This window comes from Streptomyces sp. NPDC030814, assembly GCF_055572155.1.
Genome location: NZ_JBVIDX010000008.1, coordinates 85,878 through 105,934 on the forward strand (window position 1 = coordinate 85,878; position 20,057 = coordinate 105,934).

Annotated in this window: 16 protein-coding genes; 9 read left to right on the plus strand and 7 right to left on the minus strand. The window is 72.0% G+C overall.

What is annotated here, in order from left to right; all coding sequences use genetic code 11:
• Positions 1-91 precede the first annotated feature (91 nt).
• The 6 genes from ACZ43N_RS18845 to ACZ43N_RS18870 form a co-directional block, all read right to left on the minus strand.
• The gene (locus ACZ43N_RS18845; protein WP_468098729.1) at positions 92-4,354 is read right to left on the minus strand and encodes a HAMP domain-containing protein; all 4,263 of its coding nucleotides are present in this window, start codon (positions 4,352-4,354) and stop codon (positions 92-94) included.
• Between the two features lie 500 nt (positions 4,355-4,854).
• On the minus strand, positions 4,855-5,700 hold the full coding sequence (locus tag ACZ43N_RS18850) for a carbohydrate ABC transporter permease (protein WP_468098730.1): 846 nt from the start codon (positions 5,698-5,700) through the stop codon (positions 4,855-4,857).
• Positions 5,697-7,055: an ABC transporter permease gene (locus ACZ43N_RS18855; RefSeq protein WP_468098731.1), complete on the minus strand. Its 1,359-nt coding sequence runs from the start codon at positions 7,053-7,055 to the stop codon at positions 5,697-5,699. Before ACZ43N_RS18855 ends, ACZ43N_RS18850 begins: the two co-directional genes overlap by 4 nt.
• Before the next feature lie 5 nt (positions 7,056-7,060).
• Complete coding sequence (locus tag ACZ43N_RS18860) at positions 7,061-8,389, minus strand: ABC transporter substrate-binding protein (RefSeq protein ID WP_468098732.1); 1,329 nt, start codon at positions 8,387-8,389, stop codon at positions 7,061-7,063.
• A 52-nt stretch (positions 8,390-8,441) separates the two neighbouring features.
• Entirely contained in the window at positions 8,442-10,088 is a 1,647-nt protein-coding gene (locus ACZ43N_RS18865; RefSeq protein ID WP_468098733.1) for a glycoside hydrolase family 13 protein, read from the minus strand.
• Between the two features lie 196 nt (positions 10,089-10,284).
• Positions 10,285-11,553: an ABC transporter substrate-binding protein gene (locus tag ACZ43N_RS18870; protein ID WP_468098734.1), complete on the minus strand. Its 1,269-nt coding sequence runs from the start codon at positions 11,551-11,553 to the stop codon at positions 10,285-10,287.
• A 125-nt stretch (positions 11,554-11,678) separates the two neighbouring features.
• On the opposite strand from ACZ43N_RS18870, the gene ACZ43N_RS18875 reads away from it, so the two are divergent.
• The 3 genes from ACZ43N_RS18875 to ACZ43N_RS18885 are packed head-to-tail and all read left to right on the plus strand — an operon-like array spanning position 11,679 to position 15,238.
• On the plus strand, positions 11,679-12,194 hold the full coding sequence (locus ACZ43N_RS18875) for a PadR family transcriptional regulator (RefSeq protein ID WP_468098735.1): 516 nt from the start codon (positions 11,679-11,681) through the stop codon (positions 12,192-12,194).
• Positions 12,191-12,940: an ABC transporter ATP-binding protein gene (locus ACZ43N_RS18880; protein WP_468098736.1), complete on the plus strand. Its 750-nt coding sequence runs from the start codon at positions 12,191-12,193 to the stop codon at positions 12,938-12,940. The genes ACZ43N_RS18875 and ACZ43N_RS18880 overlap by 4 nt, the downstream gene beginning before the upstream one ends.
• A gap of 3 nt (positions 12,941-12,943) precedes the next feature.
• On the plus strand, positions 12,944-15,238 hold the full coding sequence (locus tag ACZ43N_RS18885; RefSeq protein WP_468098737.1) for an FtsX-like permease family protein: 2,295 nt from the start codon (positions 12,944-12,946) through the stop codon (positions 15,236-15,238).
• 101 nt (positions 15,239-15,339) lie between these two features.
• On the opposite strand, the gene ACZ43N_RS18890 is transcribed toward ACZ43N_RS18885, so the two are convergent.
• On the minus strand, positions 15,340-15,819 hold the full coding sequence (locus ACZ43N_RS18890) for a DUF5709 domain-containing protein (RefSeq protein ID WP_468098738.1): 480 nt from the start codon (positions 15,817-15,819) through the stop codon (positions 15,340-15,342).
• A gap of 191 nt (positions 15,820-16,010) precedes the next feature.
• Between ACZ43N_RS18890 and ACZ43N_RS18895 the strand changes: the two genes are divergently transcribed.
• The 6 genes from ACZ43N_RS18895 to ACZ43N_RS18920 all read left to right on the plus strand — a co-directional run bounded on the left by ACZ43N_RS18895 (position 16,011) and on the right by ACZ43N_RS18920 (position 19,917).
• Positions 16,011-16,244 (plus strand): DUF6480 family protein, encoded by a 234-nt coding sequence (locus tag ACZ43N_RS18895; protein ID WP_468098739.1) that lies wholly within the window; start codon positions 16,011-16,013, stop codon positions 16,242-16,244.
• Positions 16,245-16,309: 65 nt separating this feature from the next.
• Positions 16,310-17,062: a YqjF family protein gene (locus tag ACZ43N_RS18900; RefSeq protein ID WP_468098740.1), complete on the plus strand. Its 753-nt coding sequence runs from the start codon at positions 16,310-16,312 to the stop codon at positions 17,060-17,062.
• Positions 17,059-17,808 carry a hypothetical protein gene (locus ACZ43N_RS18905; protein ID WP_468098742.1) on the plus strand — a complete coding sequence of 250 codons (750 nt, stop codon included), beginning with the start codon at positions 17,059-17,061 and terminating at the stop codon, positions 17,806-17,808. Before ACZ43N_RS18900 ends, ACZ43N_RS18905 begins: the two co-directional genes overlap by 4 nt.
• A complete protein-coding gene (locus ACZ43N_RS18910) occupies positions 17,801-18,181 on the plus strand; it encodes a hypothetical protein (RefSeq protein ID WP_468098744.1) in 381 nt (126 codons plus the stop codon). The genes ACZ43N_RS18905 and ACZ43N_RS18910 overlap by 8 nt, the downstream gene beginning before the upstream one ends.
• Before the next feature lie 120 nt (positions 18,182-18,301).
• Positions 18,302-19,573, plus strand: a complete 1,272-nt coding sequence (locus ACZ43N_RS18915) for a cytochrome P450 (RefSeq protein WP_468098745.1) — start codon at positions 18,302-18,304, stop codon at positions 19,571-19,573.
• A gap of 98 nt (positions 19,574-19,671) precedes the next feature.
• Positions 19,672-19,917 (plus strand): hypothetical protein, encoded by a 246-nt coding sequence (locus ACZ43N_RS18920; protein ID WP_468098746.1) that lies wholly within the window; start codon positions 19,672-19,674, stop codon positions 19,915-19,917.
• The last annotated feature ends 140 nt before the right edge of the window (positions 19,918-20,057 follow it).

Genomic DNA, 20,057 nt, shown 5'->3' on the forward strand with positions numbered 1-20,057 from the left:
ATGGAGGTTGCTCACGGTTGGCCTGTTCCTCGGCTCGGGCGTCCAGGGACGCCACGCGGTGGGCTGGTGTGCGCGGCGGGGCGGCGCCCCGTCACGTGGACAGCCAGCGTCGGACGCGGGCGATGAGGTCGTTGGTGTCGACGGGCTTGGTGACGTAGTCGTTGGCGCCCGACGCGAGGCTCTTCTCCTGGTCGCCGGGCATGGCCTTCGCGGTGACGGCGATGATGGGCAGATCGGCGTACCGGTCCATCGCGCGGATCTCGGCGGTGGCGGTGTACCCGTCCATCTCCGGCATCATCACGTCCATCAGGACGAGCGAGATGTCCGGGTGGGCGAGCAGCATCTCGATGCCCTTGCGTCCGTTGTCGGCGTGCAGGACCTGGAAGCCGTGCAGTTCGAGGACCCCGCTGAGGGCGAAGAGGTTGCGCGCGTCGTCGTCGACCACGAGCACCGTGCGGCCGAGGAAGGCGTCGTCGACGACCTCGGCCGGGCGCTGGAGGTCCTCGCCCCGTACCAGGGACAGGACGTCGCCCGGTTCCTCGGCGGACAGGTGCAGGGTGATCCGTTCCCGCAGTTCGTCCAGGCTGGACAGGAAGTCCAGCGGGCGGCCGTCCGCGCGGGAGCGCAGCGTCTGCTCCTGCGCCAGGTCCACGCGATGCCCGGTGTGCACGAGGACGGGCACGCTGGCCAGCGCCGAGTCGCCCTCCATGGCCTCCAGCAGCCGCGCGCCCTCGCCGTCGGGCATGCCGAGTTCCAGGACGACGCAGTGGCAGGGGTCGGCGGCCAGGGTGCTCGCCGCTTCCTGCGCCCCCACCGCCGTGATGATGTCGATCGCGCCGAGCGGGTCGTCGGGGTCGGGCGCGATGTCCGCGACGGCGCGTTCGGCGACGAGGGTCAGCAGCCCGCGCGGGCGCTCCTCGACGACGAGCAGGCGCCGCCTGCGCCGTTCGGACGTCAGGGCGGGCGCGGCGTCCGGCCGGGTGGTCGGCGGGAGTTCGGCGGTGGCCGACTGCTCCACGGGCCGGGCGCCGCCCGCGAGCACGTCCTCGAAGTCGGCGCGTGCCACGGGGAGGTAGAGCGTGAAGGTGCTGCCCTGGCCGGGGGTGCTGTCGACGGTGACGGCGCCGCCCAGCAGATGGGCGATCTCGCGGGTGATCGACAGCCCGAGGCCGGTTCCCCCGTACTTGCGGCTGGTGGTGCCGTCCGCCTGCTGGAAGGCTCCGAAGATGGCCTCCAGTTGCTGCTGGGGGATGCCGATCCCGGTGTCCTTCACCCGGAAGGCCACGACGGGGCCGCCGCGCAGGACGCCGAGGGGCACCTCCCGGTCGGCAGCGGGTTCGATGCGCAGTTCGACCCCGCCCTGTTCGGTGAACTTCACCGCGTTGGAGAGCAGGTTGCGCAGGATCTGCCGCAGCCGGGAGTCGTCGGTGAGCAGGTCGGCCGGTGTGCCGGGCGCGGTGGCCACCGTGAAGTTGAGGCTCTTCTGCGAGGTCATCGGCCGGAAGGTCGCCTCGACGTACTCCAGCAGCTTGCGCAGCGGGACCCGCTCGGGGGTGACGTCCATCTTGCCGGCCTCGACCTTCGACAGGTCGAGGATGTCGTTGATCAGCTGGAGCAGGTCCGAGCCCGCCGAGTGGATGATGCCCGCGTACTCCACCTGCTTGGGGGTGAGGTTGCGCGAGGGGTTCTGTGCGAGCAGCTGGGCGAGGATCAGCAGGCTGTTGAGCGGGGTGCGCAGTTCGTGGCTCATGTTGGCCAGGAACTCCGACTTGTACTTGGACGCCAGCGCCAGCTCCTGGGCGCGGGTCTCCAGTTCCTGCCGGGCCTGCTCGATCTCCAGGTTCTTGGCCTCGATGTCGCGGTTCTGCGAGGCGAGCAGGGACGCCTTCTCCTCCAGTTCGGCGTTGGAGCGCTGGAGTTCGTCCTGCTGCACCTGCAACTCGGCCGAGCGGGCCTGGAGTTCGGCGGTCAGCCGCTGGGACTCCTCCAGCAGCTCGTCGGTGCGGGCGTTGGCCACGATGGTGTTGAGGTTGACGCCGATGGTCGGCATCAGCTGGGCGAGGAAGTCCTGGTGGATCTGGGTGAAGCGGGTGACGGAACCCAGCTCGATGACACCGAGGACCTGGTCCTCGACCACGATGGGCAGCACCACCAGGGCGCTGGGCACGGCCTGTCCGAGGCCGGAGGAGATGGTGACGTAGCCCGGCGGCAGTTCCTCGACGCTGATGGGCCGGTGGTTGCGCGCGGCCTGCCCGACCAGGGAGCGCCCGACGGGGATGCGGTCGGGCCGGTCGTTGTCGTCGGGGTAGCCGTAGGAGCCGACCAGCCGCAGCTCGGGGCCGCGCGCGGTGTCCTCGGCGAGGTAGAAGGCGCCGTACTGCGCCGAGACCAGGGGCGAGAGTTCGTCCATGATCAGTTCGGCGACGACGGGCAGTTCGCGGTGACCCTGCATGAGGCCGGAGATACGGGCGAGGTTGGTCTTGAGCCAGTCCTGCTCCTGGTTGGCCCGCGTGGTCTCGCGCAGGGACTCCACCATGGAGTTGATGTTGTCCTTGAGGTCGGCGACCTCGCCGGACGCCTCGACGGTGATCGAGCGGGTCAGGTCGCCCTCGGCGACGGCGCTGGTGACCTCGGCGATCGCGCGGACCTGGCGGGTGAGGTTCCCGGCGAGTTCGTTGACGTTCTCCGTCAGCCGCTTCCAGGTGCCCTCGACGCCCTCGACCTCGGCCTGTCCGCCGAGCCGGCCCTCGCTGCCGACCTCGCGGGCGACACGGGTGACCTCGGCGGCGAACGACGACAGCTGGTCGACCATCGTGTTGATGGTGGTCTTCAGCTCCAGGATCTCGCCCCGCGCGTCGACGTCGATCTTCTTCGACAGGTCGCCGTTGGCGACCGCGGTGGTCACCAGGGCGATGTTGCGGACCTGGCCGGTGAGGTTGTTGGCCATCGAGTTGACGTTGTCGGTCAGGTCCTTCCAGGTGCCGGCGACGTTCGGCACGTGCGCCTGGCCCCCGAGGCGTCCCTCGGTGCCGACCTCGCGGGCGACGCGGGTGACCTCGTCGGCGAAGGCGGAGAGGGTGTCGACCATCGTGTTGATGACGTCCGCGAGCGCCGCCACCTCGCCCTTGGCCTCGACCGTGATCTTCTGGGACAGGTCGCCGCGGGCGACGGCGGTGGCGACCTGGGCGATGGAGCGGACCTGGCCGGTCAGGTTGGACGCCATCACGTTGACGTTGTCCGTGAGGTCCTTCCAGGTCCCCGAGACGCCCCGGACGATCGCCTGTCCGCCGAGGTTGCCCTCGGTGCCGACCTCGCGGGCGACGCGGGTGACCTCGTCGGCGAACGCGGAGAGCTGGTCGACCATCGTGTTGATGGTGTTCTTCAGCTCCAGGATCTCCCCGCGCGCGTCCACGGTGATCTTCTGCGACAGATCTCCCTGGGCCACCGCCGTGGCGACCTGGGCGACGTTGCGGACCTGCGCGGTGAGATTGCCCGCCATGAAGTTCACGGAGTCCGTGAGGTCGCGCCAGGTGCCCTTCACGCCCTTGACGTCGGCCTGACCGCCGAGGCGTCCCTCGGTGCCGACCTCCCGGGCGACGCGGGTGACCTCGTCGGCGAAGCCGGAGAGCTGGTCGACCATCGTGTTGATGGTGTTCTTCAGCTCCAGGATCTCGCCCCGCGCGTCCACGGTGATCTTCTGCGAGAGATCGCCCTGGGCGACCGCCGTGGTCACCTGGGCGACATTGCGGACCTGCGAGGTCAGGTTGCCCGCCATGAAGTTGACCGAGTCGGTCAGGTCGCGCCAGACGCCGGCGACGCCGGGCACCTGTGCCTGACCGCCGAGGCGGCCCTCACTGCCGACCTCGCGGGCGACGCGCGTGACCTCGTCGGCGAACGACGACAGCTGGTCGACCATCGTGTTGACGGTCTCCTTCAGCTGGAGGATCTCGCCGCGCGCGGGGACGTCGATCTTCTGGGACAGGTCGCCCTTGGCGACCGCCGTCGCCACCTGTGCGATGTCGCGCACCTGGGTGGTCAGATTGCCCGCCATGGCGTTGACCGAGTCGGTCAGGTCCGCCCAGGTGCCAGAGACCCCCGGTACCTCGGCCTGACCGCCGAGCGTGCCCTCGGTTCCCACCTCGCGCGCCACACGTGTGACTTCCGAGGTGAACACGGACAGCTGGTCCACCATGCCGTTGAAGACCGTGGCGATGTCGCCGAGCAGCCCTTCGCCGTCGGACGGCAGCCGGGTGCCGAAGTCGCCGTCCCGTACGGCGGTCAGTCCGGCCAGTAGCTGCCGGAGCTCCTGCTCGCCCGGTGCCCGGTCGGTGGCCTCGATCGTCTTGCCGCTCATGCGCACCCTCGTTCCGCTCCCCTAGAGCCCTCACCCCGAGGACTCGGAACCCGCGCCGGGCCCCTGGAGAGGCCCGCTCATCTCTGGCGTTTCCGCAGTTCACGAAAGAGCCGGATGAGAAAATCCGGTGAAGGTTAACTCAGTTGCCGCGCCACGACCAAAGCCTGATGCGGAGATCCCGGACGCCCGGAAAAGACCCTGAACCGAGGGGAATACATGCACGGATGAGGGGCACTCGGCGTGGTTCGGCGCAGCCGTCGCGACCTTTCTGCCGGCCTCTCCCAGAGCCGGGCCCCGCCGGGCTCTAGGAGCGCGGCGGGGCCGGTTTCGTGTCGTGTGCGGGGCCCGTTTCGTGTCGTGTGGGAGCCGGCCGACAGGCCGTGGGAGGGCGTCCCTCCGGAGTCGGCCCGCCCGTCGCCGCACACCTCCTCGATGCCCCTCCGCGTCGCCGTCCGGAAACGCCCCCGCCCGCTCCTGCCTGCTGACCGCCGCGCCGGACGCTATTTGACGGAACCGGCCATGACCCCCTGCACGAAGTGCCGCTGGAAGGCGAAGAACACGACCACCGGCACGACCAGCGACAGGAACGCGCCCGGCGCCAGCACATCGATGTTGCTGCCGAACTGACGGATCTGCGACTGGAGCTCCACCGTCAGGGGCTGGGACGAGCTGTCGGCGAACAGCAGCGCCACCAGCATGTCGTTCCACACCCACAGGAACTGGAAGATGGCGAGGCTCGCGATCGCCGGTCGTCCCACCGGCAGGACGAGCCGGGTGAAGATGCGCCACTCGGTGCCTCCGTCCATCCGGGCCGCCTCAAGCATCTCCTTGGGGATCTCGGCGAAGTAGTTCCGCAGCAGGAAGACGGCGAACGGCAGTCCGTACGCGACATGGAAGAGGACGACACCCGGGATCGTGCCGAACAGGCCGAGCTGTCCGAAGAGTTTGGCCACCGGCAGCAGACCGATCTGCACCGGCACGACCAGCAGGGCGACGACCAACAGGAAGAGCGCGTCACGGCCGGGGAAGTCCAGCCAGGCGAAGGCGTATCCGGCGAGCGCCGCGATCACCACCACGAGGGCGGTCGTGGGCACGGAGATCAGCACCGTGTTCCAGAACGCCTTGGTGATTCCCGCGTTCTCCAGCAGCGCCGCGTAGTTGTCGAAGGACAGCTGCCCGGGACTGGTGAACGTCGTCCACCAGCCGCCCTTGGCCGTGTCCTCGGCGGACCGCAGGGACGACAGGAGCAGCCCGGCCAGCGGGGTGAGCCAGATCAACCCGATGACCACCAGGAATGCCTGGACCAGGCTGTTGCCCAGCCCGCGGCGGAGCGCGCCGAGACTCATCGCTGACTCCCTCGGAATCGACGGACGTTGAAGACCATGGCCGGGATCACCAGCAGCAGGAGCAGGACCCCGAGGGCGCTGCCCAGCCCCTGGTTGTTGCCGCCACCGAAGGACACCAGCCACATCTGGGTGGCCAGCACGGTGGCGTCCTCCTGCACCGGGCCGGGCGCGATGATGTAGACGAGGTCGAACACCTTCATCACGTTGATGACGAGGGTCACGAAGACCACGGTCAGCACGGGCGCGAGCAGGGGCACGGTGATCCGCCGGAACACCTGCCACTCGCCCGCGCCGTCCATCCGCGCCGCCTCCAGCGTGTCCCGGGGCAGTGTGGACAGGCCGGCGCCGATCAGCACCATGGCGAAGCCGGTCCAGATCCACAGATAGGCTCCGATGATCGCCGGGGTGACGAGCGCCGGGCCGAGCCAGGAGACGCCGTCGTAGGGCGGGGCGAAGTTCGAGCCGGGGAGCGCGACGGCGTACGTGCCGGCCGTGAGGCCCGCGAAGCGGAAGGAGCCGTCGGCGGCGGTGGTCGTGCTGGCGACCGTCTTCCCGTCGCGCAGCGCCTCGACGGTCATCCGGGGCAGCCCGCTCTCCTCGGGGTCGACCCGGCCCGGCTCACCGCCCCCGCCCCGGGTGAAGTCGAGGTAGACGACACCGCGCAGTTCACCCGGGGCCGCCTTGCGGGCGGCGGCCGCGCGGGCGGGTTCGGCGCCTTCGGGGAGATCCTTGGGGGCGACGCCGACGAGACCGAGGGAGACCGTGTCGCCGGGCGACACGGTGGTGCTGGTGCGGTATGAGCCGTCGGCGCCCCCGGTGAGTCCCTGGCCGTCACGCGCGCGGGCCGTCGGGTACGACGAGGTGCCCTGGAAGGCGTCGTGGACGCCGACCACCGCCGCGTTCAGCACGCCCTTGTCGGGGTCCTCGTCGTACGCGAGCCGGAAGATGATGCCGGCGGCCAGGAAGGAGACGGCCATCGGCATGAAGAGCAGCAGCTTGAACGCGGTGGCCCAGCGGACCTTCTCGACGAGCACCGCGAGGATCAGCCCCAGCCCCGTCAGCAGGGCCGGCGCCACGACCACCCAGATCGCGGTGTTGCGCACGGCCTTGAGAGTGGCCGGGTCGCGGAACATCTCGGTGTAGTTCTCACCCCCGACGAACCGGCTGCCGGTGGCGTCGAAGAGGCTGCGGCCCACGGAGAACAGCACGGGGTAGACGACGAGCGCGCCGAGCAGGAGCAGGGCGGGGAAGACGAAGATCAGGGCGACGATCCGGCCCCGCCGCCGGGCGCGCCGTTGACGCACGGCGGCTTCGGCGGCGGGGGGAACGGCCACCTTCGTGGCAGTGGCGGTCATCGCGGTCAGCCCTTGTAGGCCTTGGCCGCGGCGGCCTCCAGCTGCGCAGCGGTCCCCATCGGGTCGGACGGGTCGCGCAGGAAGTCCTGGAGGATCTTCCACTCGCCGGCGCCCTTGGTCCCGCCGAAGGCGGCCGGCGCCTGGTCGGACATGTCGAAGCGGACGGAGTCCCCGGCGGCTATGAGGGATTCGGCGGTGGTGCGGGTGACGTCGTCGCCGTAGGCGGCGGGCTCGACCTTCTTGTTCGGGGAGAGGAAGCCGCCCGCCTCCGCCCACACGGCGGCGGCCTCGGGCGTGGCCAGGTACTCCAGCAGGGCCATGCCGGCCTTGGTGTTCTTGCCGTCCTTGAGGACGACGGCCGCGTCACCGCCGCTGACCACGGGGGCCTTGCCACCGCCGACCGGCGGGAACGGGAAGAAGTTCGCGTCCTCGCCGATCTTCCGGCCGAACTGGTCCTTGGCGACCCCGGCGACGAAGTCGCCCTCGTAGACCATGCCGGCCTCGGGCTCGGGGCCGAAGACCTTCTCCACGGAGCCGGGGAAGTCGGTGTTGAGGGCGCCCTTCTGACCGCCCGCGAGCAGCTGCTTGTCGCCGAACAGTTCGCCGAGCGTGGTGAGCGTCTCGACGACGCTGCTGTCCGTCCACTTCAGCTTGTGGGCGGCGAGGGCGTCGTACTTCTCGGGACCGGCCTGGGAGAGGTAGACGTTCTCGAACCAGTCGGTGAGCGTCCAGCCGTCCTGGCCGGCGACGGAGAAGGCGGCGAGGCCCGAGTCGGAGACGGTCCGCCCGGCCTTCAGCATCTCGTCGTAGGACTTCGGCGGCTTGACGCCCGCGGTGTCGAGGGCCTCGGGGCTGTACCAGACGGTCGACTTGTGGGCGGCCTTGAAGTACAGGCCGTAGAGGGTGCCGTCGACACTGCCGTAGTCCTTCCAGACGGTGGCGTAGTTGGCGTCGACGGACTTGCGCGCCGTGCCGGACAGCGGCTTGAGCCAGCCGTTGCCGGCGAACTGCTGGAGCACGCCGACCTGCGGGACCATCACCACGTCGGGGGCGTTGCCGCCCTCGATCTTGCTGCCGACGACGGTGGAGACGTTGTCACCGGTGGAGACGAACTGGGTCTTGGCGCCGGTCTTCTCGGTGAAGGCGTCCAGCACCTTCTGGAAGTTCTTCTGCTCGCTGCCGGACCAGACGCCGGCGACGGTGACCGTCTGACCGTTCAGTGCCTTGTCGCCGCCGCCCGCGGAGACGGGGCCGCCGCCTCCGCAGGCGGTCGCGCCGAGCGCGAGGGCGAGGGCGGTGCAGCCGGTGAGCAGGGTGGTACGTCGTCGCATCATCGTTGATGTCCCTTCGGAGCGGGGGAATGGACGGTGTGAGGGGTGTGGGGGCTCAGGAACCGGCGTCGTCGCCGATCCACCAGGCGGCCGTGGAACCGGGGAGCACCCCGGCCGGACACGGGCCGCTGGACAGCAGGGGGGTGCCGGCGACGGGCGCGGGCGCGGGGGCGGTACCGAAGTTGACGGCGCAGACCAGGCCGTCGCCGCGGACGAAGCCGAGGACGCCGGGCTGGGTGTCCAGCCAGCGCATGCTGCCCTCGCCCAGCTGGGGCAGGGCAGCACGCAGCTGGAGACCGTCGCGGTAGAGGTGCCAGAAGGAGCGGGTGTCGGCGAGCGCGCGGTCGGTGGCGTACTCGGCGAAGTACTCGGGCTGCGGCAGCCAGGGCTTGGCGCCCTCGACACCGGAGGTGAAGCCGAACGGCGAGGCCTGCCCGGACCAGGGCAGCGGCACCCGGCAGCCGTCGCGGATCCGGGCGCGGCTGCCGGTGCGGCGGAATATCGGGTCGGTGAGCACGTCGTCGGGCAGGTCGACGACCTCGGGCAGGCCCAGTTCCTCGCCCTGGTAGATGTAGGCGGCTCCGGGCAGCGCCAGCATCAGCAGGGCGGCGGCGCGGGCGCGGGCGGCGCCGAGGCCGCTGCCCTCGACGGCGGGCTCGCCGTAGCGGGTGACCGTGCGGACCTGGTCATGGTTGTTGAGGACCCAGGTGACGGTCGATCCCGTGCCCGCGATGTCCTGCATGGCCTCGGTGATGACCTTGCGGAAGGCGTCGGTGTCCCAGGAGGCGCTCAGCAGGTCGAAGAAGAACGCCTGGTGCAGTTCGTCGGGGCGGACGTACAGCGCGTGTTCGCGTGCCGTGGGGACCGAGACCTCGCCGACCAGGAGCCGCTCGCGGCCGTCCCGCTCGGTGTACTCCTCGCACACCGCCCGCCAGTGCCGCCACACGTCGTGGACCTCGGGCTGGTTCCAGGCGAGCGGGTTGACCGAGTCACGGGTGCGGGCGTCGGCCTCCGGGTCCGGCGAGTCGGGCAGCTCGGGGTGCTTGAAGAGACCGGCGGCGACGTCGATGCGGAAGCCGTCGACGCCCCGGTCCAGCCAGAAGCGCAGGACGCGGTCGAAGTACGCGCCGACCTCGGCGTCGCGCCAGTTCCAGTCGGGCTGCTCGGGCGTGAACATGTGCAGGTACCACTGGCCGGGTCGGCCGTCCGCCTCGGTGACGCGGGACCAGGCCGGGCCGCCGAACATGGCGTGCCAGTTGTTGGGCGGCTCGGTCCCGTCCGGTCCCCGCCCGTCGGCGAAGTGGAAGCGGGCGCGGGCCTCGCTGCCCGGCGCGGAGGCCAGGGCCTCGCGGAACCACGGGTGCTCGCTGGAGCAGTGGTTGGGGACGATGTCGAGGAGCACCTTGATGCCCAGCCGCCGGGCGGCCGCCACCAGCAGGTCGAACTCGGCGAGATCGCCGAAGAGCGGGTCGACGTCGCAGTAGTCGGCGACGTCGTAGCCGTGGTCGTGCTGCGGGGAGGGATAGAAGGGGCTCAGCCAGATGCCGTCGACGCCCAGCTTCTTCAGGTACGGCAGTCCGGCCCGGACCCCGGCGAGATCGCCGACGCCGTCGCCGGTGCTGTCCAGGAAGCTGCGGACGTACACCTGGTAGATCACTGCGTCACGCCACCAGTGACGCGACTCGATGCGCTTGGAGCTCACCCCGTTGACCTGTCTGTGCGAGCTGACGGTTATGCATGCATGTTATGTAGGCGTTTCGCAGGGGTGTCAACGAGTGAACGCCAGGTATCTTGAATCCAGGCCGCTATATGCGGATATTTCGACCCAAGAGGAGGCAGGTCGATACGGGGGCGTTACCTAACATGTAAGCAGGTGGGGATGCGCGGCGGGGAAGGAGTCAGCCGCGGCGGGAGATGGCGGCCAGCTCCCGGGTGAGCCGCCGCACCGCCGCCTCGGGCGTCGAGTGGCCCGTCATCGCGTCGTGGACGACCGCCTGCACGACCATGCTGACCTGGTCGTAGCGCGGGCTCTTGGGGCGCGGCGCGGCCGCGAGGACGCTTCGGCGCAGCGTCGGCAGATAGGGGAACTCCCTGATCAGTTCCGGGTCCCGGTAGAGGTCCGCGCGCACGGGTGGCAGCGCGCCCCGGGTGAGGACCTGCCGCTGGACGCGCTCGCTGGTGAGGTACGTGATCAGGCGAGCGGCGGTGTCGGGGTGTTCGGCGTGCGCGTTGACGGCGAGGTTGGAGCCGCCGAGCACACTGGTGCCGGGGCCGTCGGGGCCGGGCAGCGGTGCGGCACCGATCTTCCCGGCGACCGCGGAGCCGGGGGCGGAGGCGCCGACGTAGGCATAGGGCCAGTTGCGCAGGAAGAGCAGCCGGCCGTCCTGGAAGGCCTGCTTGGACTCCTCCTCCTTGTACTCCAGCGCCTCCCGGGGGATCCACCCGTCGCGTACGCCGCGGGCGAGGAACCCGATGCCCTCACGGGCCGCCGAGCCCACGGTGACGCGTTCGCCCTCGTCACCGAGGATCGTGCCGCCCGCCGAGTACACCGCCTCGGCCGCGTTGACGGTGAGGCCCTCGTAGGGCAGGAACTGGCCCGCGTAGCCGCCGAGGCCGTGCTCGGGCGCGATGGTCCTGGCGTAGTGCTCCAGCTCCGCCCAGGTGCGGGGCGGCGGGACGCCCTCCTCGGCGAGGACGTCCTTGCGGTAGAGGAGCAGACCGGCGTTGGTGACGTACGGGACGGCGTACAGCTGCCCGTCGTACGTCGCCGTGTCCACGACCGGCCGCAGGAAGCTGCCCAGCGGGAAACGGCTGCGCGGCAGCGGGCGGATCCAGCCGGCGGCGGCGAACTCCGAGGTCCAGGTGACGTCGATGTTGAGCACGTCGAAACGGCCTCGGTCACCCCCGCGCAGATCGGTGATCATCTGAGCGCGGGTCTCGTCCGCGGAGTCCGGCAGTTCGACGAGGGTGACCCGCTCGCCGGGGTGGGCGCGGTTCCAGCCCTCCAGGAGGGGGCCGAGGTAGCCGGTGAGGTCGCCCGCGGTGGCCAGGGTCAGCGGGCCGCGGCCCCGGAGTCCGCCCTGGGCCTGCGCGCCGGAGGCGCCGTAACCGGCCAGGACGACCGCGAGAACGAGGAGGCCCCTACCGGCGGCGCGTATCCACCGCATAGGTTCCTCCTTGTGCACCCGGCACCGGGCACCTTCGCCCGGAGTCAGAGGCTATGTATACCCGTTAGGTATGGGCGATACTAGGGCCTGGAACACAATACGAGGCTGCGAGGAGGACAGCTCGAGTGCGCCTGCCCCTCCTGGCCTTGCTGGCGCGCGGCCCGGCCCACGGCTACGAGCTCAAGCAGGACCTTGAGCAACTCCTGGGTGCCGCGTACCCTCAGCCGAACATCGGCCAGATCTATGTCACCCTCGGCCGCCTCGAGAAGTCGGGTCTGATCGAGGGCGAGGAGGTCGAGCAGTCGAGCCGGCCCAACAAGAAGATCTACCGCCTCACCGCTGCCGGGCAGGAGGCGCTGCACGCCTGGTACGAGGAGACGTCGGACGAGCCGCGGGTGCGGGACGAGTTCTTCATGAAGCTCGCGCTCGCCCCGCAGACGGGTCTCGCCGACCAGATCGTCCTGATCAACCGACAACGGCGCCATTACCTGAACACCATGCGCAATCTGTCGAAACTCGCCACGGCCGACCACCGGGACAACCGCATCGCCCAGTTGCTGATCGAGGGCGCCATGCTGCATCTCCAGGCCGATCTCGACTGGCTGGAGCGCTGCCAGGAGGAACTGGAGAAGCCGGAATGAGCGACGCGCCCACTGCTGTACTGCGGGCCGAGGGGCTCGTCAAGACCCACCACGGCGAGGGCGCGCCCGCCCATGCGGTGCGCGGGGTGGACCTGTGCGTGCGGCAGGGCGAGTTCGTGGCCGTCACGGGCCCCTCCGGCGCGGGCAAGTCGACGCTGCTGCATCTGCTCGGTGGACTGCAGCGCCCGGACAGCGGCAGCATCTGGCTGGACGGTGAGCGCACGGACGCCTACAGCGAGGCCCGCTGGGCCGTGGAGCGCCGACGCCGGATCGGCATCGTCTTCCAGTTCTTCAACCTGGTCTCCAACCTGTCGGTCGCGGACAACGTGGAACTGCCCGCGCTGCTGGCCGGTGTCTCCGCCAGGCGGGCCCGCGCCGAGCGTGCGGAGCTGCTGGCCGAGCTGGGTCTCGCCGGCAAGGAGCGCAGCATGCCGGGCGAGCTGTCGGGCGGCGAGCAGCAGCGGGTCGCGCTGGCCCGGGCCCTGGTCAACCGCCCTGGGCTGCTGCTGGCCGACGAACCCGCGGGCAGCCTGGACAGCAAGGGCACCCGTGAGGTGATGCGGCTGCTGTCGCGTTTTCACCAGCGAGGCCAGACGATCCTCCTCGTCACCCATGACGCCCGGCTGGCGAGCGCGGCGGACCGGGTGATCAGCTTCTTCGACGGCCGCATCGCCGACGACGTCGAGCTGGGCGGCGCCCCGTCGCCCGGCGCGGGAGTGCCCGCCGTGCTGAAGCTGAGGGACTGACGGATGCGGGCCATGTTGCGCTGGGCGCACTCCGACCTGCGCACCCACCGGGGCGAGGCGCTGTTCCTGGTACTCGCCACCGTCGGCATCGTGACGTCCCTGCTGCTGGCGACGGCGCTCTTCGGGTACGCGACGAACCCCTGGCAGCGTCTCTTCACGCAGTCCCGTGGCGCCCATGTGTGGATCCACACCGCCCCCTCCGCCGAGGTGTCCGAGCTCGCCCGGCTGGCGGGCGTCGAGTCCGCGGCCGGCCCGTACGCGACCGCTGCCACCACGGTCACCTCCCGTGGCACCCGCGCCTCCGTCGAACTGCGCGGCACGTCCGAGCGGCCCGAGGTGGGCCGCCCGCTGCTCACCTCCGGTCGCTGGCTGGATGCCGGCAGGCCCGACGGGGTGGTGCTGGAGAGCAGCCTGGCCCGGGCACTGCTGGCCGGCCCCGGGGACCTGCTCTCCCTGCCCGGTGCCACCGGGAAGCTGACGGTGCTGGGCGTCGCCGACAGCGCCGAGCCGCGCTATCGCAAGGGTGAGCGGCCGGGGCTGGTCTGGGTCCCGCCGGCCGCCCTCCCCCGCACCGCCTCCGACCACGGCCAGGTGATCGGGCTGCGCCTGACGGACCCCGACGACACCGACTACGCCGTCCAGCGGGCGGTCACCCTGCTCGGCGCCGGTGCCGTCAGCGAGGTCTCCGCCTGGCAGCAGGCGCGGGCCGAGGCGGAGGGCGACAACCGGCTGCTCGGTCTGGTGCTGGGACTGTTCGGGCTGGGCGCGCTGGTCGCCGCGGGGCTGGCCGTGCACGGGGCGATCGGCACCCGCATCCGGGGCCACCTGCGGGACATCTCCATCCTGAAGGCGATCGGCTTCACCCCCGGGCAGGTCGTGCGGATCTTCCTGCTCCAGCATCTGGCGTACGCGCTGCTGGGCGCCGTGGCCGCGGCGGCGCTCACCCAGGCGCTGGGCCCGCTGCTGCCCGGGCGCCTCGGGGACGCGGTCGACCTGTGGCAGGGCATGCCGGGGCACACCGCGGCCCTGGTCGCGGTGCCGGTGGGCGTGGTGCTGTTCATCGGGGCGACCACCGGGCTCGCGGCGTGGCGGGCGGGACGCGTGCCCCCGGCTCCGGTGCCGCGCACCGGCGTACCGGGCGGCGGACGGCTGTCGGGGGTGGCGCGCCGGGCGCTCGGTGTCGGGCTGCCGCCCGCGCTGGTCCTCGGCTGGCACCGGGCGTTCACCCGCCGCCCCCGGTCTCTGGCCACGGTCGCCCGCCTCGCGCTGCCGCTGACGCTCATCGTGGTGGCGATGAGCGCGTGGACGACCATCGACCGCTTCCACAGCGAGCCGGAGCGGATGGGTCTGGCGGCCGCGCTCACCGTGCGCGCCGACGACGGCCTCGGCGACGCGGCGGCTCGGGCTCTCCTGGCGCGCAACCCCGAGGTCGTCGCGGCCCATCCGGGTGTCGAAGTGGCGGCCCTGGTGTCGGGCCAGACGGCCACGATCGCGTTGCGGGGTCTCGGCACGGACGCGGAGCCGTACCCGTACACGCTGGCCGAGGGCCGTCCCGCCCGCGGTTCCGACGAGGCGGTGGCCGGGCAGGGTCTGCTCGACCTGCTGGACGTGGCGGTCGGCGACTGGGTGCGACTGACCGTGGCCGGCCGGCCCCAGATCCTGCACATCGTGGGCCGCAGCATCGAACCGGAGAACGCGGGCCGGGTCATCACCGCCTCGCTCGACACCCTGCGGGAGAACGACCCCGGCCTCCGGCCGACGCTGTACCAGGTGCGGCTGCGCGCCGACGCCGATCCGCAGCGGGTCGCCGCCGAACTGAGCGCCGCGGCCGGACCGGGCCGGCTGGACGTGCACACGGTGACGAACCCCGCCGACGGTCTGTCGCCGCTGCGCGGTGTCGTCGTCGGCCTGCTGGGCGTCCTCGCGCTCATCGGCCTCGTCGAACTGCTGACGGCCATCGGCGGGACGGTTCGCGAGAGCGAACGGGATCTGCTGGCGCTCAAGGCGATCGGGCTGTCCCCGCGGCAGATCACCGGCATCACCGTCACGGCCACCGGGTGCACCGCCCTCGCCGCGACGGCGGTCGCCCTGGCGCTGGGACTTCCGCTCGCCCACTGGCTGATCGACGCGCAGGGCAGGTCCAGCGGCATCGGGGCCGGGATCGCACGGGGCCCCTCCCTCTTCGTGCTGTCGGCCTTCGCCGCGGCGGCGGTGCTGGGCGCCCTGGCGCTCGCGGTCCTGCCCGCACTCCGCGCCGCCCGCCGCCGCCTCGCGGACACCCTCGGCGCGGTGGCGTAGCACGCGGGCACCCGGCGCTCACCGAATCGATCCCCGACAAAGCCGCGCGGTGCCCTGCGGGACGCCGGGACTGCTCGACGGCGTCCGGGCCCGCGCCTGCCTCAGTCGTCCGGGCCGGGGAGGCGGTCGTCGGGCACGATGTGCACGGCGGCCTCCTCGGCGCCCGCCGCTCCGCCGTCGATGCCCTCGTCCTCGGCGACGAGTTCCTTGGTGGTGTCGGGGTGCGCGCCCTCGTCCGGTGCCACGAGGCGGCCCGCCCGGTCCGTGCCGGCCTCCGGGTCGACGGGTTCGCCCTCGCCGCCCGGAAGGTCACCGACCCCGTCACCGGACGGGACCGTCACATCGGGGACCTCCTGGCGCAGCCGTTCGTCGAGGGACTCACCCTCGTGCTGTTCGGCGGCGGTGGTGCCGGTCCTGGTGACGCCCAGCGGCCTCTCGGGGGGTGAGTAGCCCTCGTCCAGCATGTCGTCGTAGGTGCGCTCGTCGACCGCGTCCTGGAGATCCAGCGGGGCGGCGTCCTCCTGCTCCTCGTTGCCGCCGGTGGGCTGGTAGGCGTCGTCCGCCAGGTTCTCTTCGCTCATGGTCGCCTCCCGCTGACGGTGACTGGGTTCCTGTCTCCGTGCGGAGTACCGAGGAGCGGCGGTGTGACACTCCCCGTCCGGGCTGTTTCGCCGGGTGGACCGGGGAAACCCGGACCTCGTCCGGCCCTGCCCTCACGGGGTGAGGACGGGGCGAGGACGCCCCGGCACCCGCGCGCGGAGGAGGGTGTGCCATGACGAGCCCTGACCCCGAGCCGAACCGCACCACAGGCCTCGAACCGGGGGGCGGAGTGCCCCCGGGTGAGACACCGCCCGGCGAGGGCGGCACCTCCGGAGTGGCCCGTCCCGACCCGCCCGCAGTGCGGCGCAAGGGATGGGGTGCCCTGCCGCTCGCCCTGATCATCCTGCTCGCGGTGGTGATCGCGATCGGGCTGATCGGCATGGCGGTGGTTCTGATCGTCCAGTGAGGCACGGCTTGTTGCCGTCGCGGCCTCCCGCGTTTCCGGAGGCCGCGGCCGGGGACTCGCACGCTGTGGTGGCCTATGGAGCAGAGGAACGGGTCCGCCTGCCCGTTCTGCGGACCGGATGGTCGACGCAGGCGTTCGTGCACTGGCCGTTCCGGCCCGACCAGGTGCAGCGCCTCCTGCCGGAGGGGCTGGTCGTGGACACGTACGAGGACACGGCCTGGGTGACTCTCACGCCGTTCGTCATGGCCGATGTGCGCGCGCCCGGCCTGCCCGCCTCGGCACCGGGGCTCCCGACCTTCGCGGAGACCAATCTGCGGACGTACGTCCGGACACCGGACGGGCGGGACGGGCTGTGGTTCCTCTCCATCGAGGTGGCCTGCCCTCTGATGCTGGCGGCCTGTGCCGTCGGCGCCCCGTACCGCCTCGGCCGACTGCGGACCTCGCGGGACCTGACGGCCGTCTCGTACACCGGTTCCCGGTGGCGCGGCGGCGCGTCGTACCGTCTGGTGGTCCGCCCCGGTGAACCGATCAGGCCGACGGAGCGGGACGTGTGGCTGACCTCGCGCTGGCGGGCGTACACCAGCCGGTTCGGCCGGATCTGGGAGACACCCGTGGAACATGAGCCCTGGCCGTTGTGCGAGGCCACCGTGGACGCGGTCGAGGAGACGCTCACGAGGGCCGCGGGACTTCCCGCGCCGGGCGCGGAGCCGCTGGCGCACTTCTCACCCGGGGTCAGGCACGTGCGGCTCGGGATGCCCCGGCCCCGCCCGTGCGCGCCGGGGCCTGCGGGCGGCGGCGCACACGAGCGGAACGGATGACGGTGCGGCGACCGCGCGGCTCCGGGCGGCTGGTCTTCGAGGGATGGATCGCGGGCCTGGGCACCTCCTCGGGGACCCGGGTCGTGGTGGGGCACTGGGAGGCATCGCCGTTCGGGCCGTTCGGCGATGTGATGATCGAGCGGGCGGACGGGCACCGGCTGCTGCTGGCGCCGACGCGGGAGACGGCTGACTTCATCGCCGGTACGTACCGTTTCGACGAGGTGCGGGTCGTGCCGGTCGGCGTACGCCGCGACCCGGGGGCCTGGACCGTCCGGGCCGGGCCCCTGGACCTGCGGTTCGCCCTCGGACGGCGCGGCCCGCCGGGTCTGCTGCTGCGCATCGTGCCCGGCGCGTTCGCCCGGCGCCCGGCGTGGAGCGCCCTGACCGACCTCCCCGCCCGTCTGCTGCTGCGGGGTGTGCGTACACGGGGCAGTGCCGGCTCGGGGCGCCGCGAATGGTACGGCGCGCGGGATCTGCGGCCGGTCCGAACCCTGGCGGCGACCTACGGCGGGGACGACCTCGGGACCCTGAGTCCCGTCGATCCCCCGGTGCGGTTCGGGTTCGGTTCGGTGCCCCGGAGCCCCGGCGTCACCCGCGTCGTCACGACGGTGGCGCCGGTCAGGGCGGGGCGACCGGCCTTCGGTGCTGTACGGCACCGCCGACGCGGGCCGTCGGTCCACTGTCGTTATCCGGCCGGGCGTGCGGGTACCCGGACGGCCCGCGCGAAGGGACGGTCCCATGGGTGAAGTGAAGGGCCGTACGACGCCGGACGCCCTCGCGGTCGCACAGGGCGCCTTCAACGTCGTCGGCGGGCTGTGGCCGCTGCTGCATCTGCGCAGCTTCGAGTGGGTCTTCGGGCCCAAGAAGGACACTTGGCTCCAGATGACGACGGGCGGTCTGCTGGTCTCCGCCGGCGTCACCCAGCTGGCGGCGGTCGGCACCGAACAAGGCCGGGCGCACGCCCGCCGCGTCGGTCTGGGCACCGCCCTCACTCTGCCGGCCATCGGCCTGGTGTACGTACCACGGGGCCGTATCCGCCCCACATATCCACTCGACGCGGCGATGCAGACCGGCTGGATCAGGGCCTGGCTGCGGTCCTCGCGCCCGAAGGACACATAGGACGGAGCATTGGCCACCGGGGCCGCTCCCCCGGGCGTCGGCGGACGGCGACACAGCCGCTCCCGGTGGCAGCGTCATCGGCGGGCGTTACTGACGGCGCGGTGCGGGCACTCGCGCCGCATGAATCCAAGTCGCCCTCCGCTCGTGGACAGCTCGCTCGTGTCACTCGCCAAGGGATACAACTGGCTGCCCGACCTCAGGAACCGCACCCCCGGGCCCCTGGTGCGCGTACGTGTGATGGGTCAGCCCGCCGTCGCCCTGCGGGGCCCGGAGGCGGTGCGGTTCTTCTACGACGAACGGCATGTGGAACGCGCGACGGCGCTCCCCGGCCCGGTGCTGAGCACGCTGTTCGGCCGGGGAGCCGTGCACACCCTGGACGGGCCCGCCCACCGCGTCCGCAAGGAGATGTTCCTGTCGCTGCTCACCCCGCCAGAGGCGGTCGCCGGCCTGGTGGACCAGGTCACCTCCGCCTGGGACGAGGCCGTGGACGTGTGGTCCGGGGAGCCGTCGGTGGTCCTGTTCGACGAGGCGAGCCGGGTGCTCACCCGGGGTGTCTGCCGGTGGGCCGGGATCCCCCTCGACGACGCCGGGGAGACGGCCCGCGACCTGGTCGCCATGGTCGACGGCTTCGCCACCGCCGGGCCCCGTCACTGGCGGGCCCGCCGCGCGCGGAGCCGCAGCGAGGCATGGCTCGCCCGTCTGGTGGAGGACGTACGGCAGGGTGCGGCCACGGCGCCTGCCGGGTCGCCGCTGGACGCGGTGGTGCGGCACCAGGACGCCGACGGCGGACCGCTCGACCCGCACACCGCCGCCGTGGAGCTGCTCAACATCATCCGGCCCACGGCCGCCGTGTGCTGGTTCATCGCCTACGCGGGACACGCGCTGCACTTCAGGCCCGAGATCCGGCGGCGGCTCTCCGAGGACGACCCCGCGTACCACGTGGCGTTCGCCCACGAACTGCGGCGCTTCTATCCGTTCGCCCCCTTCATCGGCGGGCGGGCCGTCACCGATCTGGAGTGGCAGGGGGAACCGATCCCGTCGGGGACGCTGATCCTGCTCGACCTGTACGGGCAGAACCACGACCCCGACCTCTGGGACCGTCCCCTCATACTCGACCCCCGGCGCTTCCTGGAGCGGCCGCCGGGCCGCGACGAACTCGTCCCGCAGGGCGGCGGCGAACGTGCCGGCGGCCACCGTTGCCCCGGCGAGGACATCACCCTCGCACTGCTGGCGGCGCTGGCGCCACGGCTGGCCCGGCTGGAGTACGACGTGCCGGCCCAGGACCTGAGGATCCCGCTGTCCCGCATCCCGGCACGGGTGCGCAGCGGCTTCGTGATGGAGCGCGTCCGCGTGCCGATGCGGTCCCTCGCGGCCTGGCGGGCGGCGGGGTGAGGGTCCAGCCGGCCGTCAGGGGGACGGCGACGACTGCGAAGGACTGCTGAGGGCTGCTGAAGACCGCTGAAGACTCCTGGAGAAGGGGACGCAGGCCGATGATCACCGCGAACCATGTCCGGGCACTGCTCGAAGGTGAGGACGACGCCACTCTGGTGCTGGCGGAGGGACACGCCGAGGTGCTGTCCGCCGACGAGTTGGCGTCGGCGCGCGCACAGGGGGCCCTGACGGTCATCTCCGGCGGGGAGCTGAGGGAACGCCTGGCCGCCGGCCGGTCGGCACCGGACGACCTCAACGCGGTGGCGGCGACGCTCGACGCGATCGTGGCGGAGCAGGGCGGCTGAGCCGCCCGCCGGAGCGCCGCCTTCGGTGCAGTGGGGCGGGGGGGGGGGGTTTCTCGCCCCCCCCCCCCCCCCTTTCAGCGGTCCCCGCGGTCCCCCATCCTCTGGAGGGCAACCCCCCCCCCCCCCACGAGACAGGGGTG